Here is a 15098-nt window from a genome sequence, read left to right as displayed (position 1 = left end):
TAGCTGTGCTTGATTTTACTCAGGCTGAAAATCCGACTTTTTCAACAGAATCGACCCAAAGCCGCCCTTCGTAAAGGGCAGAGATCGGCCAACAGCTGACTGTCGATTTCGTCTGAGGCACATGCATGTGCATGTGCATGTGCATGTGCATGTGCATGGCATTTGACCAACTGCTTATTAGGATTAAAGTCTAAGGGAAAGATCGACCCCGTCAGTCTTTGATCCGCAACGGCTATCGCCACGCAGGTTCCTCAATGGCAGGTTCAGAAACGGAGTATTGCTCATGATCAAATATCTTCGAATGATGGCAATGATTTCAGTACTCGCGATCACGGCGGGCTGCCAAACGAATCAATCTACTTCCGCCTCAGATGTGAAGGCTGCTAACGCAGAAATGAACCGGGACGCGAACGCGGCGTTACAGAGTTTGTATACCAAAACGCCGCAAGCGCGCGCCCTGGCGCAGCGAGCCAAGGGTATCCTCGTTTTCCCTGATGTGCTGAAAGCGGGCCTCATCGCCGGCGCACAGCATGGCGAAGGCGAACTCATTGAGAACGGAAAAGTCACGGGATACTTCGCGACCACAGCGGCCTCATACGGCCTTCAGGCGGGCGTGCAGCGGTTTGGATACGTGATGTTCTTCATGACCTATTCAGCGATGAACGACCTGAAAAATGTTAATGGATTTGAGGTCGGCGTGGGCCCAAGCATCGTGGTCGTAGATTCGGGCATGGCCAAATCGTTGACTACCTCGACGGCTCAGTCCGATGTCTATGCGTTCATCTTTGATCAAAAGGGCTTAATGGCCGGGCTGGGATTGCAGGGTTCAAAAATTACCAGGCTCAATCGTTGAGGCCGTCTGCATATCGCTAACACTGAGTTGGGTTGTGTTGCATCGACCTGCTGAATTCACAATCCCTGGCTGCCCTTAGCGGAGGGCAGCAATGAGTCGTTCTCTGCCGGTCGTCACTGCGGCGCCTGTAGGTCAAGTTGAATTCAAACGGCTGGTCGGTGGACATACAAATGGGGGGGGCGAGTGGAATGTAATCTCCCACAAAGAATCCCATTTTTTCCCGCATTACATCGGGACTCGCTAGTGAAAGATGGGTAACAGGGCGTTAGATGATGCCTATAATTGCCGTAGTCTCATGATAGCGTCTGTGATGCCTTGAGCATTCTTGTCCAGCGTTTCCATGGCAGCAATTGCGTTAGCGGCAACACTCCCCACTCCATTCTCAGAGAGCCACTTGGTCACCTCTTCAATGGCCGCACATATGGCGTGCTGGTTGTGCAGGAGCAGTGTCAGAGCGTCTGCTGTGGCTATATTCGTTTCAGAGTTATCTGGCATGGGGGTCGTCGTTGAGTAACCGGTGCGGGAAGACTAGCTGAACTCACCGCTGGCTGGAGCCACTTCTCCAGATCCGCTGACACTTGGGTGTTTGAACTGACTTGACCACCCATTTGCATTCGACCTAACCAGCCACTTGCCCCGGATTGGACCCACTCCCTTAGCAAACATGACCAGAAGTGAACGACCAGAAGAAGTCCTCAGCAGTCAGCATCATGATTTAACATGCGAAGACATTGCGAGCTTAATGAATCGTGCCCGCCACGACAAAAAGTGTGAGTAACATCATGACCGAAGCCAAACGTTGGACAGTGAAATGCCAAGATCCTTTGGATGGAAGTGGCGACGTCATCATTGACTTGCCGACGGATCTTCTCGCCAGTTTTGGACTGAGCATCGGTGACGTGTTGACGATTGAAGTGATCGAAGATGCGATAGTCCTGACGCCGAAGTCGAGCGACTCAGCTACACCCTGAGTCGAGCCCGCGCGCTTCACCTAATCTTCAAACGGGCATAAGCGAACGGCACATCTCAGCGGCGGCGATTGAACACAAGTTGCCGGCGGTGACATGGCCAACTCACCCTTGAAGTGAGCAATTCAACAGGTGTGAGAAACCAAGATTCTCAAACCTCATGACGGTTTTGGCGCGCAGAGGCGCGATTGGCGGTACGCCGAGAAGGACAGGGGCCTGATTCACAAAAAGCCCGGGCCGATCCCGGTGATAGACTCAATGGGCCGTCTTGGTTTAGGTGTAGGCTGTAGGCGATTTACCAGGTAAAAAACTGCGTCGGACGCCATCAAGCGCGGAGCGGCTGGACCGTGCACGGTGTGTGCGAGGAGGACACCATGACAATGCCCAACGAGCGCACGCGCGCACTCATCCAGACGCGAGACCTTCTGGTCGAGCTGGCGCAAGATCCTGCGCAGTCAGAGTCCATTCGCCGTCAGGCCCGTCAGCTGTTACGCCATTATCCCCTTGCCAACGAGATCCTACTGGCTGGGCAGCTCGAAGAGCGCAGAGTCGACCGACTGACCGAACCCTTCCTGAGCTCCAGCATCGATTGACCGCCGTGGCCACTCATCATCAGCTCAAAGCCGCTGATCCTGAGCCATGGGTAGGTAGAGGGGAAAGGGCTCCCTCGCCTCATCGACCTAGGGTGTTATGGAATTCCACTGGCGCTCAATGGCGCTTCCGGTTAGACCGGTGTTAGCTCATATTCCTTAGGATGGGCAATCATTGGGGGGAAGTGTTAATGAGCACTTCAACTGCGACTCGACGTCCGGTAAAAAAGAAAGAGGTGTCTCGAGAGGTGGCGATCGCGGCCTTTTGGCGATTCTGTTCCGATCAAGAGTCGCTGACGGATGCGCAGAGGCTGCACCAAATTAAAGAAGGGTTGCCCGCTGACCTCATCCAGGTTGTTCGTTTGGCCTTCGACCTTCAAGAGCGCCACCTGGAAACGCTGCTCAATGCCTCAATTTCGACCCTGGAAAGACGCCGGCGAGAGCACAAGAAACTGGATTCTGTCGCCTCCGAGCGTGTGGACAGAATTGCTACGCTCAGTCGCTTGGCTGAGGCGATATTTGAGACACAAATGACAGCCACACAGTGGATGTCGGCACCGAATAAAGCGCTCGGTGGGACGGCACCGATCATGCTCTGCGAAACCGAGATCGGCGCTAAACAAGTTCGTCGTATTCTTCAGGCCCTTGAGTGGGGTGGTGCAACCTGATGGAAGGCGTTGGCAATAAGCTAGGGCGAAATGTGCGACCGGTCTTCGCGATTCATCCTGGGGAATCCGACGGGTCGGTATTGCCATGGTCGACCAACCACTGCCAGCCGAGTGTTGAGAAAAAACCGAATGTTTCATCGAGACCCGCTTATGCGGCGTCAGCTAAATGACTGGGCAGGTACTGATTTTCGGCTTTTCGTTTAGGGGGACGCTGGAGCGTGTTTGCCTAACGGTTTCGATTATAGGTGCGACGAACTGCACTGCACGTGAGGGCTGCATGACGCTACGCCCTAGAACCCCATACAAGAGGTGCCTCAGTTATGTTGACAACCGTCAGCTGTAGCCAAGCTCGCCGGCGACTCCGACGCCTTATTGCGCTGGTCGCCCAGGGGCACAGTTTCGTCATAACCAAGAACGGGCGAGCATTTTGCCGGTTGGAGGGCACCGAAGCGATTCAGCTTGATCATGGCGCCTCCTGCAAAGCCTCACTGTGATGCCTACTGGACGTGTCTACGCAACTTGGAGGTAAGCGTCCGTCCAGCTCACCTTGCACAATTTAAGGTGAGTACCTACATGCGCAGTCAGCCCAACCTTCCCTAGCCAACCTAGGGCTGTTTATCGTATTCGCTCAAAGCTGGTGAGATTGAAGCCGATTTCTGCCTGTCGCCACCCTCTCTTTGGGTCGATTTCGACTACTCGTGATACCGAGAAACCCAATGACGACGAAACTCATCGCGCGCGGGTAGATGCGTCGTTTTGTTTCTCCACTTTGCACTTAAATATCAGCTCTAAGGGAAAGAAATCTTTTCTCTGAATGCATAAATCACCCGCAATGACAAAATTTCTTTACTTAATCCTAAAGCTTTACGCGCAGCGTAAGCTGCGCGCCTAGCTACGAAATGCAGCGCCGAACCACCCGAATGCATCGAAATCTACCAGTATTCCCACAGTGAAGACCGGCAAAGTACGGCCAGAAGCGGTCACTGGACAGTCCACCACGGGATGAGTAGCGTGCAGTCGAAACATCGTCTCATTAGAGTTGGCTCATGGTTTCTATCGTTGTTCAAGAAGAGGTTCGAGACCGGCTACGTCGTGCTGAGAACGAGCATGACGTGAAAGTTCTTTTAGCTATTGAGTCTGGCAGTCGTGCCTGGGGATTTGCCTCTCCCAACAGCGACTACGACGCACGCTTCATCTACGTAAATAAACCCGAGTGGTATCTCTCTGTCGGCCTCGAGGAGCAACGCGACGTCATCGAGTATCCGATCATTGACGACATGGATATCAATGGCTGGGATCTACGTAAGGCACTCAGGCTATTTTGGAAGTCCAATCCAGGCTTTGTGGAGTGGATACAGTCGACCATCATTTACGAGCATGCTGGCTGTTTCCACGAGCGGGCAAAGGAGTTATTGCCGCAGGTGTATTCGTTGGAGAGTGGCGTCTACCACTATCGCAGCATGGCCAAAACCAACTATAGGGGATATTTGCAGGCCCCTCAGGTACCGCTGAAAAAATACTTCTACGTTCTGCGCCCGCTGTTATCGGTGCGGTGGCTTGAGCAGTTTGGTACACCTGCCCCCATAGAGTTTGAGAAGCTGCGCGGTGTCATCGAGCGAGAGTCCGGGCTCCAGCAGGCCATTGATGAATTGCTTGCGATCAAGCGCGCGTCTCCGGAGATGGGGTTATCACCCCAGATCACTCCCATCCAACAATTCATTGAGCGTGAACTGAATCGACTTGAGTCCATTAAGCCGATACGCACCGAGCGCAAAGACGTTGAGCCATTACTTTCGGAGCTGTTTCGAACTGTACTCAAAGAAACTTGGGGATGAGGTGCCCAATGGAATAAAGCGTTTGAAAAACCGATAACGGATCGTCAAAGCAATGCGCACGCGTTCACTTTGACCATCCGCTTTGGGTCGCTCTTTGCCGGTCATAGTTACGAAGCGTGCTGGCCAAGTCGAAGGCAAACGGGTGGGCAAGTGGAATGCAATTTCGCAACAGCTTCAATTTCCATATCCACTTCTGCCTTGTCGCCTTCACCACGTGGTCCTCCTACCCTTCCCCATTCGGCAACGAGTAATTCACCGACGTGCGTCACTGCATCAACGGTCTGAGCGAGGAGATCTGCAAGGTTCGAAGTGAGCATGGGACTCGGTACCTGGGAGCGGAGTTATTGATTGATGATTGCCTCAGTTGCCGCTCGGCACGCCCCACCCGCAAGTCTTCCACAAGGCTCGCATTCCATTACAAAAGGCGAGACAGAGTCTAGGAATCTACTGGCCGCATTTTTTGATCGTTTTGCGCATGTCCGACGGGACTCGACCTGAAATTGAATCATCAAAAGCCACTTGGCGTTTTTGATCTTACGTTTTCCTTTCATTTTGGGTCCCGTGGTACGACCTACCAGCATTGTGGACGAGGCGGCAGCGAGGCCGTGCCGAGAAGACAGCGTCGATTACTCAATATCACCTGATGCATCAGGAGAATTAACCGCATTCACCAACCGAGCAACGACAACGGATAGCCAAGTCTGGTGGGCAAGCAACTCTACAGCCTCGGGGCCATCAGGCGTGCATACTTCATAAAGTGAACGCCAGCACAAGACATCCGCAGGATCGATCTTCTCGTTGTCGCGGAAAACCTCGTTGGAGGCGAGGCGATACGCAAAGGTATCCACGCAAGGCTCGACGGGAGTCCGAAGTTTTACTTGAGCGAAATCGACCACAGTCTCCGCGACCCACTGGGGCGAACCATTTAGCTGTGGAGGTACCGCTAGCAGGATACCAACGAGATCTTTTTCTGAATCTGGATGATCCAGCTCTAAAAAGAGTTCAACCAGGTTTTGCCCCGACAGGCGTTTGACTATTTCGGTCCCCCGCTCAGGATGAATAACATTTGCAACCGCTACCAAGATCATGGTGGAGAAGCTATCTGCATTGCGATGTGCAGCTACCTGACGGGAGGTAATTTGCAGCGAAGTCATAAGAGTTACCAAAAAAATGAATACTATAGATTGTAGCCCTATAGAACTCAAAAAGGCTTCATCGTTCCTTTTGTGGGTCGAACACAATGGAACTCAAAGAGGCATTTGCCATCGCATTACGCACCACTCGAATTCGTCGTGGCTTAACACAAGAAGACTTCGGAATAATCAGTAGCAGGACCTACCTCAGCACGCTTGAACGGGGGCTTAAAAATGTCACGCTGGAGAAGGCATCGGAGCTAGCTCAAAGGATGGACGTGCACCCTCTCACCCTACTTGTGAAGAGTTTTTTACTCCTTGACCCAGAAGCTGATTTCGATTCGCTGGTAGAACGAATTCGGCGCGAGATTGAAGACAGCCAGCGCGGGTGACCGCATCGTTCTTTCGTCTAAAAAACACACACTTCTACTTGAACAAAACTAGCCGTCAATTGCTGCCTCTGTTTCACCGCAGAAGCGTCTAGCCGTTCTAATCCAATCGCGTATCTGGCTTTCTCACCACCAATAAGCGCTGCGGTGTCGCAGATCAAAATATGAAACCTTCTGCGACCTGAAACAACGTTTCCTCAACCAGGTGAGAGCCTTGGAAGGTGAAAAGCATCGCGAACGGACTGTTGCCCGAAAAGCGTGATTTGGAAGCCGAAAGCCAGCGTTTTGCTTTCTGCTGGTCGCAGAACCGCTGGTCGGCTATGGCAATGATGTGTACAGCACGAACAAGCGATCACTTTCGATGGCTGTGAGCCGGTTTCCATTTGTCAACGTGCGCGTGAGCGTCTTATACGGGATAATTTGGTCGCGCACAGTAGCGCTGATGACGGGAGGTTCAAAAAGACGACAGATACTCTCACTCGTGAAACCCGCTTCGATGGGTGCGTGAAGGCCTTGATCGGAAGCATCTATAGAAATTAGAAACAACGTTTCCAAGCGAACCCGACAAACAAAGCGATTGATGGCTCTCATCGTGTTTTCTACGTAAGGAGCACCATATGGGTATGCATCTACCTGCTAACATTCTGCAAAACTGGTCAGACGTGAAGGCGATCTTCCAACTTTAATCAATATGTTTCAGTTGATATCAAATAATCGGCCACGCATGCTAGAGCCTGATAAATATCGAAGCTATTTTCCTTAAAGTACCAAATGATGGATCAGAAGATACTGGTAGTACACTAGAGCGTACGATACCAGTTCGTGTGGCCACTGACTCTTCTACTGGAAATTGCAATGATCGACGTTAAGCTGGGTAAAAGCGCGAGCCGCGTTGTAGAGCGATAGGAAGGTGCTATTACGGTCCGACGCCTAATTTGTACGATTTAACTACGATTCTATATAGCATCGGCCCGAACATAGAATCGCTGTTGCTAGCATCCATGTGCGCTTATGGTAAGATAATCCCTGGACTGGCGGTGGATGAAATCATGCGACCGATTATTAGTGAAGAGATGGTAGAGCAAGCGTTATTCAGACTAAAGGAGAATGGTACTAAGCCAACTTTGGACGCTATTCGTACGGAACTAGGTAATCATGGATCAAAAACCACTATAGTAAAACATCTGCGAGCTTTGAAAGCTAAAAACACAGACAGCTGTTCGGATCAATCGCGAATGACTACGAGGTTCAATATTCCTGACGTCCGCTTCAAAAACTCCTCCGACTCGTGGAGTCGTAGCAATGACTTCGTTCGCCTGTTAGAGACCATTAACAAGCTTCGCGCAGTCACTTCGAACCCCCAAGTGATAGAAGAAATCACCACGATATTTCTGGAACTAAAGGAAGAGAATCTAAAATATCAAAACCTTTTGAGCACATTACAATTTTTTCAGCAGCAGCTTATAGAGTCGCTTAATAAATCCGTCAAACCTTAATTGCCCATCAAGAAATCAATTGAGAGCCTACGCGCTTTTCGGATAAGTTCATATCGACGATTGCGCACTTTCCTATAGACATATATTTGTTCAGTCTTTTTCTCATCGGAATCGCAAGGTGAAGCGTTACCTACAAACTCTAGATATGCTTTTCTCTCTAACCAATTCAAGCGAGATACCGAACCGCACCATACCGCCCACGTGGCAGGACTCAAATCTCGCTTATTCTCCTTGTAATCATCAAAAATAGCGCTCCAGAATTTATGGTTTGCTTCATTGTTAGATGAAATAAATTCGGCCGAAGAAAACCAAGGGACGCTCTCAAATCTTATTAGTATTAAATTTGATAAAGCCGTACTCAAATAAAACCATTCAGGCTCTAGGCTAAGCTGGGCGTAACTGTCTGCCAACCAATTAGTCACTATAGAAACAGTGGATTCATGATCTTCGGCCGACAATATCATTAAAACAAATAACGCAATACGGTCCAGCGCTGACATTGTGCTCATGTCATCTTCGAGTGAAGACAAGTAAAATGACTTTTTTGGATATGTCCTATTTTTTAAAATAGAATAAATATCTACTAAATCAGATTCCTCATCCATGATATCCCACAAAGGGTGATTAAATAATTTAACGAGTGCAGGTTCCAAATCAAGCAATATAGCCAATCTAGTTTTTTGGGGCATTAAACCTTCAAGAAATCTCCCCCAGGTACTATTAGATTCAGACTCATGGGGCAATCCCAGTTCCCTCTCATACCACCTTGCGAGTTGATGCCCGTTTGGCTTCACACCCGCAAGTACCGCCAGCAGGTGAGCTAAAGCTGATGCTTTCAGCACCTGTATTAGTGTCTTTCTCTTGCGCCCCATCGACCACCACCGTATCGGATAACTAAAAATATCATTCCGTACAAAATGGTACGGAGGCAAGAGATTTTTTTAGTCGTCGATGCGTAAACATTTCAACGCCATTTTATCCCGTGTTTACTGGGTTTCACGGTAAAAAAATATTTATATTTCGCATCTAGCGCAATTCCAAATTCCCTCTTAGCATTTTAATTACGAAAACGGTATCAGCAGTCACGCTATCGACAACGTACTGTATGACGACGCATCGGAACCCAAAATGCTGATATTTATACCTTCTGGGAGTTTATGTTGAGGATTGCAATCAAACGAGGCCAACTCGTGGTGGCTAATGGAGTACTGTCGATAGTTAGGGATATTGGAAAAAAAGGAGACGTTATAGTCAGTGACTATGGTTGCGAAACCATATCGGTTGTAGACGTCGCACATATCCAACCCATTCCCCAATCTAGTGACAGCCTAGAAAGCCATAAAAAAATAGAGGGAATTCTTACCGAGCATAACGCCACACAAATAATTTTAGCTGGCGAACGTTCAGTAGTTATCGAACTTTACTTAGGCGGTTCATTATCTGTAAAACAAGCTGCCGACATGCTTGGCTTAAAAAAAACTGCGTTTTACGCTCTGAAAAAAAAATACAGCCCCGAACTAGGCCCAGTTACGTTAATAAAAGGCAACCCTGGGCCTCACAAAGGGAGCATGAGAGTTACTGAAGAAATTAAAACCATCATCACGGATTGCTACAACGAGCACTATCACGGCCGGTCCGCCTCATACTCAAATGTGTGGAAACAGGTACAAAGTGAATGTTTTGCAAAAGGCCTGACTTCACCGAGCAGGGCATCGGTAAAAAAAATAATCGTGGGATTTGATCAAAAAAACACTTATAGGAAAAACATGGCGTTGATTCTTCAAATCAAATGTTTCAGCCTCGACCCGGTATTGCTCATACCGACTATCCGCTACAAGTAGCTCAAATGGATCATACGCGCGTGGACCTTCTCCTCCGTGCCGAACATGACCGCACAATCATAATTGGAAGGCCTTGGTTGTCGGTAATAATGGATCTACACACACGCGTCATACTGGGTTACTACTTAACTATGTTTCCACCCTCAATTATATCTGTGCAACAAACCATGGGCATGGCGATGCTTCCTAAGAATACAGGTTACTTTCAATTGGCCAGCGAGTCATGTCACTACCCGTATTTTGGATTTCCAGAACGTTTATTGATGGACAATGCTGCGGAGTTTCGCTCTCCGATTGTTGAAGCTGCAATGCGTAAATACAAAATAAAACCGGAGTGGCGAAAGCCTGGAAAAAAGCACATGGGAGGTCATATAGAGCGCCTAATAGGCACATTTATGACTTCGGCTGTCCATTTTTTACCTGGCACTACGTTCTCTAACACTCAACAGCGTGGAGACTACGATAGCGAAAAACAATCTGCATTAACCTTTAAAGAGTTTTGTACTTGGTTTGCCGGACAAGTCCTTATATATCACGGCACGGTCCATGCCGAGCTAGGAACCTCTCCTAAGGATGCTTGGGAGAAGGCGTTCGATAGCACCGAAATCCAACTTCCTGAAGTAGCGATAAATCCGCGAGCGCTTTATTTGGATTTTTTACCAGAAACAATAAAGCCCGTGAGAAATAACGGTATAACCCTGAATAAAAGGCGCTATTATTCAAGCCAGTTAAATCGCATACAGGGACGAGCTAGAGTTGTCGTAAAGTTCGACCCATTTGACATGACCATAGTATGGGTAAGCATTGATAGTGAATACGTTAAAGTTCCACAAGTTTCCTCAGGGCAAGACTATATCAGCTATGAAGAGTATCGATGCGACCGCCAGCACAATAAAAAAATACCGCCAGGCACAATCACAGACGAGGATGCGCTCAGGCAAATGCGCACCAATAATGCACTGGTCAAAAACAGCCAACGAAGCACTCGTATCGCCAAGATAGCGAGTAAACAATTGGAAGGAAACGCCCATCACGCCGAGCAACGTAAGCATGGTATTCCTAAAGCTGTCTGGGATGCGCATATTCCTAGCGACGACTTTATTGTTGACGAAAGCGAAGTAAATTTTTCATTAACTCCTAGATTATTTGACCAAAATGACTGATACGACTATCGATGTAAGCCATGTGCGTCAATCAAGGCAACATTTGTTAAACCTCACTAAGGAGGAACGACTCATGATATGTCTACAAGACGTATTTATCGAATACCCCAACTCCCAAGCGATCTTGAATGCAATGCACTACATGTTACGAACTGAAAACAAGGTTCAGGCCCCCTGCATGCTGGTTTGGGGTAGTGGTGGGTACGGAAAAACAAGCATTATCAATAAAATAAAAGAAGTCAACAAAAATGAAAAACATAAATTGGTATTCATGAGCTTCAGGCAGAACCCGAATAATTACAACTTCAGGGAACTACTGCTCGAAGCATTTGGTATGGAGGTCACCAAGAAATTCAGCGGGTACAATGCGTCAAAAGAATTTGCACGAACTGTCGAACGAAATAATATCAAAGGTATTGTCATTGACGAAATCCACGACGCCGTGACGCTTTCGACAATGCAGCAGAAAATCAACCTTTCGCTACTCAAAAACCTCTCCGGTGATCAGTACAATCTTAGTGTTTTCGCCTTTGGTGTAGATAAGGCAAGCGAGGCTCTTCGTCTAGACCCACAATTGGAACGCCGCTACTTGCAGTGGCCTTTAGAGAAATGGAAATTGAACGAAGAGTTCAGGGGGTTTATTGCAGCTTATGAGCGCACACTACCCTTAAAACAACCCTCGCATTTGCACAGTAAGGAATTAGCAACCGCTATATTAAAGCAAGCGGATGGCGTGATGGATAACGTAGTAAAAATCATTCAGGTTTGCGCTGCAGAAGCTGTTTCGTCTGGCATAGAAAAGATCACAATTGAGCTTATCACTAATGCGCCTTTTTTAGCAGCAAAATACGGAGTGTCGTTGCTTCGGCGCATCAAACGATAGCAAACAAATGACCAAACATAATTTCGATGCCAAAATTGCGCGGATTCATAATAGGTTTAATGTACCAACACCCCAAGTGTTAAGCATTTCAAATGCTATCGTAGCGACGCTTTTAAGCACTGATAAAGCAGGATCATTACACATTATTTTAGGCAAGACTGGCTCAGGACGTTCAACTGCAATTCAACTGTGCCGCAAACGATTGCAACGCAACTTAAAAAACGTAATAGTTTTGCGCCCATCTCCACTTGATGAAGAGTTCAATCCATGGAGACTTTTATTGCAATATTATGGGTTGGATTTCGATGAATCTGATCTAAAGATAAAAACAAGCTATATCCCTCCTCCAGTGATTGATCTAATTGAGCTCGCGGAAATTGATTGTATTATTTTTGAAGATTTCTCAGAGAATCTTTATAAATCGGCAGACAAGCAACAAGCAGTTGAGGCGTGGCTTAGCATTGCCCTCCATACTGTTTGCGTGGATGTAATATTATCAACTCACGATACCGCCTACGCCAAACGCTTTGCGAATGAAGAGTCAGCTACAATCCATCGTATAGACGAATGGAACGATGACCAGGAATTTTCGCTATACATTGGCGAACTCCAATACAATCTTCAAACTAAATTCAAGATCACGGTGAATCTGAGCGTTGGCAGAGATCAACTTTATAAGCTGTGCGATGGAAACACCGGAAATCTATTGAATTTGGTTCGGGAGTACGCCGTGGCGGAGCTACTTTCCCCATCATTCGCGAACTCGGATGTCACTGAATATCTATCACTAAAAAATATGGTCGGACAAAATGCCATTTTATTCGCTGTTAAATCCAGTCAACGATGAGTCTTTTACATCCTGGATCAGGAGATGTGAGCTTAAATTATCTCCACGCTTATTTTCATCAACAAAAATAAATTCTATGTTTTACTCAAATATAGATTGCTTTCCAATCCTTGACCCTGATTTCTCTGTGGATACCCTAGTATCAACCTCGGTGAATGACACGATTAAGGTCGATCAGCAAATACTACTTAATCTTTTCCGTCCTAGAACTACATGGGTGATCCCGTTTTCAGATTGGCAAAACGCTTGTACAGCCTGCCTAATGGAATCTTTAAAGGAAAAGGGATGCTATGTATTTCTAAAACGCTGGAGATACACTGCGCATCCTATTTGCTCCGTGCATCAGTGTCTATTAAGTCCATTACCATATAAGCAACGCAATAGTATAAGGGCGTTTCCGGACAAGTACATTGCCACTCACAAATGTACTCTTGATAGTCTAAGTCTCAAAAAACTCGTATTGCTTGCTCTGAAAATACAGCGCCATATTTATCGTTTGGAAAACTCTACAGATAATAGTGCGCTGGAAATTATGGCTGCTTACCGTTTTGTTATGGAGTTATTTTTGTGTGCTGGAGAATATAGGGGGCTTGCCTGTTTTCTATATTCGAAACCTACTCCGCAGCGGGGTGCCCTAAAACATTCAGGAGCACGATCGCTGATGCTCATAGGAGCATACACTGCTTCTTCTTTTGAACGCATGTGTGCATTGATATTAACAGGTTATGTCATCGGAGCATTTTCTCAATTAGACGCTCGCGCCTTTGAATCAATATCAAACGAACACAGTTCGCTTTACTCGTGCACGGCTTATGATATAGGCAGATTTAGCAAGATCTTTCCTTCAGATGAGTCTCCCGCGATACGACGTCGCCTTGCAAAATTGTGCTCGGTATTTCCCAGTCGAAGCTATCTGGACTTTTTGAAAGGCTTTGGAAATGATTAGTACATATAGGAAAATTGATTTTCTCTATATCGATATCGGCTTAGTAGTCACTGATGGTTATGGTAGCTCTTGCTCTGGGCTATATATGATATATGCAACCTCAAACAATCAAATAATTGGCTATATACTATCAAATCAAAAGCCGTCATACCCACCGTTAAATTTACTTAAGCTACAAATACCAGAGAACATCAAAGATATAAAAAAATGGATGATAAATCCGTACAGCTACAATCCGTTTTTTAAAACATCCCCTTTTATTTCACGCGCGCGAGAATCATATCTTCGCACTGCGAAATCAATCAAATATTTAAACATGATATTGAAGGTGGGTTCGGATGAGTTTTTAGACGCAATACTTGATATACCATCAGAATATCTTAGCCCACTGTTAAGAGTCTGGCTTTTCACACCACAACTAGCATTGCAATTAGTTCACGACCAAATGAAGCGAAATAGCTGTCTTATTGCCGCAGATGTTAAGCCCGAAGACTACGGCCGGAAATTTGTTGAGACCAACAACGCCCACTCAAGAAACATTTAGCTAACTTTAATGCCAAAAGGCCATCCGCTGCGATGAATCTATCTTCAAGAGAGCGCCGGATCAATAGTGGTTAAAGTATTAAGTTCCCCACTCCAGCCTTCCGCAGCAGCTTGGCTCCTCGGACCAGCGCCGACAACAGTACCAACCTCAGGTACGGCTTTTAACAAATCACGCAAAACGCCTGGAGCGACCACTATCTGTGCGAAGTATGCTGCGAAGCGTTAACTGCGAACACGGTTCCTAGAATGGTTTTTTCTATCGTCTTCAAGCGCTCCCATCGCCATCTCTTGGAATAGAGCCGATCTTTCGTCGACATTAGAATGAATTGCATTGAACTGCGTTTGAGCATTGACGCTATCGAAGGGGTGAGAGGACAGCTTGTGCGGTGAAGGTCTGTTCATCGTTTCTGAACAATGTAGCCATAGGTCTGGCACCTGAGAAAGCTTTGGGTGACTCATGGGCGAAACAGATATTCCGCGTCGGATTCATCTTCAATAAAAGCGAACCGCAGCAGCTTTAAAGCCAGGCACCAGCGCCAGGGCAAGGTGAAGCCTGAGCGGGAGAAACTCAAAGCCGTGCTGATCGAACATCACAAGGAATCCAGAGCCTCTGCCGGCTCGTGCACCTTGGCCAAGGAGCTGCAAGGCAAGGGACATCGTGTCGGGCGGCATATGGCTTGCGGCTAGATGCGCGAGGCGGGTGTTGCCAGTAATCAGCGGCGGCGGCACAAGTACAAACTCCGGCGTCAAAGCGCTGGTGGCGCCGCATGTGCTCAAGCGCAAGTTTGCTGTCACGGCGCAAGGGGGAACGGTGCCTACTTCGAATAAGAGCGAGACCTAGGCGTGGGGCATGAGGCCCAACCTGATGTGTAATTAACCGGAAAAAACGCGAAATATTCGTTACTTTTTCCGGTTAATTACAGAAAATAACCGGAAAGCGTTA

The 15098-nt window shown here is 47.5% G+C and carries 18 protein-coding genes; 13 read left to right on the top strand and 5 right to left on the bottom strand.

Annotated elements, in window-relative coordinates:
* Positions 1-283: 283 nt before the first annotated feature.
* Entirely contained in the window at positions 284-853 is a 570-nt protein-coding gene (locus C7534_RS23630; protein WP_109787214.1) for a YSC84-related protein, read from the top strand.
* Positions 854-1129: 276 nt separating this feature from the next.
* On the opposite strand, the gene C7534_RS32910 is transcribed toward C7534_RS23630, so the two are convergent.
* On the bottom strand, positions 1130-1348 hold the full coding sequence (locus tag C7534_RS32910; RefSeq protein WP_109787213.1) for a hypothetical protein: 219 nt from the start codon (positions 1346-1348) through the stop codon (positions 1130-1132).
* Positions 1349-1635: 287 nt separating this feature from the next.
* On the opposite strand from C7534_RS32910, the gene C7534_RS23620 reads away from it, so the two are divergent.
* The 3 genes from C7534_RS23620 (at position 1636) to parS (ending at position 3079) form a co-directional block, all read left to right on the top strand.
* Positions 1636-1824 carry an AbrB/MazE/SpoVT family DNA-binding domain-containing protein gene (locus C7534_RS23620; RefSeq protein WP_109787212.1) on the top strand — a complete coding sequence of 63 codons (189 nt, stop codon included), beginning with the start codon at positions 1636-1638 and terminating at the stop codon, positions 1822-1824.
* 371 nt (positions 1825-2195) lie between these two features.
* A complete protein-coding gene (locus tag C7534_RS23615; protein ID WP_109787211.1) occupies positions 2196-2414 on the top strand; it encodes a BPSL0761 family protein in 219 nt (72 codons plus the stop codon).
* 188 nt (positions 2415-2602) lie between these two features.
* The gene (gene parS, locus C7534_RS23610) at positions 2603-3079 is read left to right on the top strand and encodes a type II RES/Xre toxin-antitoxin system antitoxin (RefSeq protein WP_109787210.1); all 477 of its coding nucleotides are present in this window, start codon (positions 2603-2605) and stop codon (positions 3077-3079) included.
* A 314-nt stretch (positions 3080-3393) separates the two neighbouring features.
* Here the strand turns inward: parS and C7534_RS32545 are convergent, their stop codons facing one another.
* Positions 3394-3546, bottom strand: coding sequence for a hypothetical protein (locus C7534_RS32545; RefSeq protein ID WP_158283938.1), 153 nt, complete (start codon positions 3544-3546; stop codon positions 3394-3396).
* A 579-nt stretch (positions 3547-4125) separates the two neighbouring features.
* Here C7534_RS32545 and C7534_RS23600 point away from each other — a divergent pair.
* Positions 4126-4914, top strand: a complete 789-nt coding sequence (locus tag C7534_RS23600; protein ID WP_109787208.1) for a nucleotidyltransferase domain-containing protein — start codon at positions 4126-4128, stop codon at positions 4912-4914.
* Between the two features lie 626 nt (positions 4915-5540).
* Here C7534_RS23600 and C7534_RS23590 read toward each other — a convergent pair.
* A complete protein-coding gene (locus tag C7534_RS23590) occupies positions 5541-6068 on the bottom strand; it encodes a hypothetical protein (RefSeq protein WP_256594804.1) in 528 nt (175 codons plus the stop codon).
* Positions 6069-6154: 86 nt separating this feature from the next.
* Between C7534_RS23590 and C7534_RS23585 the strand changes: the two genes are divergently transcribed.
* Positions 6155-6439 carry a helix-turn-helix domain-containing protein gene (locus tag C7534_RS23585; protein WP_109787207.1) on the top strand — a complete coding sequence of 95 codons (285 nt, stop codon included), beginning with the start codon at positions 6155-6157 and terminating at the stop codon, positions 6437-6439.
* A 154-nt stretch (positions 6440-6593) separates the two neighbouring features.
* Here C7534_RS23585 and C7534_RS33350 read toward each other — a convergent pair whose 3' ends face one another.
* Complete coding sequence (locus tag C7534_RS33350) at positions 6594-6758, bottom strand: MbcA/ParS/Xre antitoxin family protein (protein WP_442963230.1); 165 nt, start codon at positions 6756-6758, stop codon at positions 6594-6596.
* Between the two features lie 715 nt (positions 6759-7473).
* On the opposite strand from C7534_RS33350, the gene C7534_RS23575 reads away from it, so the two are divergent.
* Positions 7474-7932: a DNA-binding protein gene (locus tag C7534_RS23575; RefSeq protein ID WP_158283937.1), complete on the top strand. Its 459-nt coding sequence runs from the start codon at positions 7474-7476 to the stop codon at positions 7930-7932.
* On the opposite strand, the gene C7534_RS32390 is transcribed toward C7534_RS23575, so the two are convergent.
* The gene (locus C7534_RS32390; protein WP_146206189.1) at positions 7929-8804 is read right to left on the bottom strand and encodes a hypothetical protein; all 876 of its coding nucleotides are present in this window, start codon (positions 8802-8804) and stop codon (positions 7929-7931) included. The two genes, C7534_RS23575 and C7534_RS32390, sit on opposite strands and share 4 nt — an antisense overlap.
* A 321-nt stretch (positions 8805-9125) precedes the next feature.
* Here C7534_RS32390 and C7534_RS32385 point away from each other — a divergent pair, with 321 nt between their 5' ends.
* The 6 genes from C7534_RS32385 (at position 9126) to C7534_RS32375 (ending at position 14156) form a co-directional block, all read left to right on the top strand.
* A complete protein-coding gene (locus C7534_RS32385) occupies positions 9126-9773 on the top strand; it encodes a helix-turn-helix domain-containing protein (protein WP_146206188.1) in 648 nt (215 codons plus the stop codon).
* A 20-nt stretch (positions 9774-9793) separates the two neighbouring features.
* Positions 9794-10936: a Mu transposase C-terminal domain-containing protein gene (locus C7534_RS23570; protein ID WP_158283936.1), complete on the top strand. Its 1143-nt coding sequence runs from the start codon at positions 9794-9796 to the stop codon at positions 10934-10936.
* A gap of 73 nt (positions 10937-11009) precedes the next feature.
* Entirely contained in the window at positions 11010-11819 is an 810-nt protein-coding gene (locus C7534_RS23565) for a TniB family NTP-binding protein (RefSeq protein WP_158283935.1), read from the top strand.
* Between the two features lie 7 nt (positions 11820-11826).
* On the top strand, positions 11827-12666 hold the full coding sequence (locus tag C7534_RS23560; RefSeq protein WP_146206187.1) for a hypothetical protein: 840 nt from the start codon (positions 11827-11829) through the stop codon (positions 12664-12666).
* On the top strand, positions 12629-13612 hold the full coding sequence (locus C7534_RS32380; RefSeq protein ID WP_158283934.1) for a hypothetical protein: 984 nt from the start codon (positions 12629-12631) through the stop codon (positions 13610-13612). Before C7534_RS23560 ends, C7534_RS32380 begins: the two co-directional genes overlap by 38 nt.
* Positions 13605-14156 carry a hypothetical protein gene (locus C7534_RS32375; RefSeq protein WP_146206185.1) on the top strand — a complete coding sequence of 184 codons (552 nt, stop codon included), beginning with the start codon at positions 13605-13607 and terminating at the stop codon, positions 14154-14156. Before C7534_RS32380 ends, C7534_RS32375 begins: the two co-directional genes overlap by 8 nt.
* Positions 14157-15098 lie beyond the last annotated feature (942 nt).

The organism is Pseudomonas sp. OV226 (assembly GCF_003148705.1).
Classification (GTDB): Bacteria; Pseudomonadota; Gammaproteobacteria; order Pseudomonadales; family Pseudomonadaceae; genus Aquipseudomonas.
This window is presented reverse-complemented; position numbering and strand designations above follow the sequence as displayed.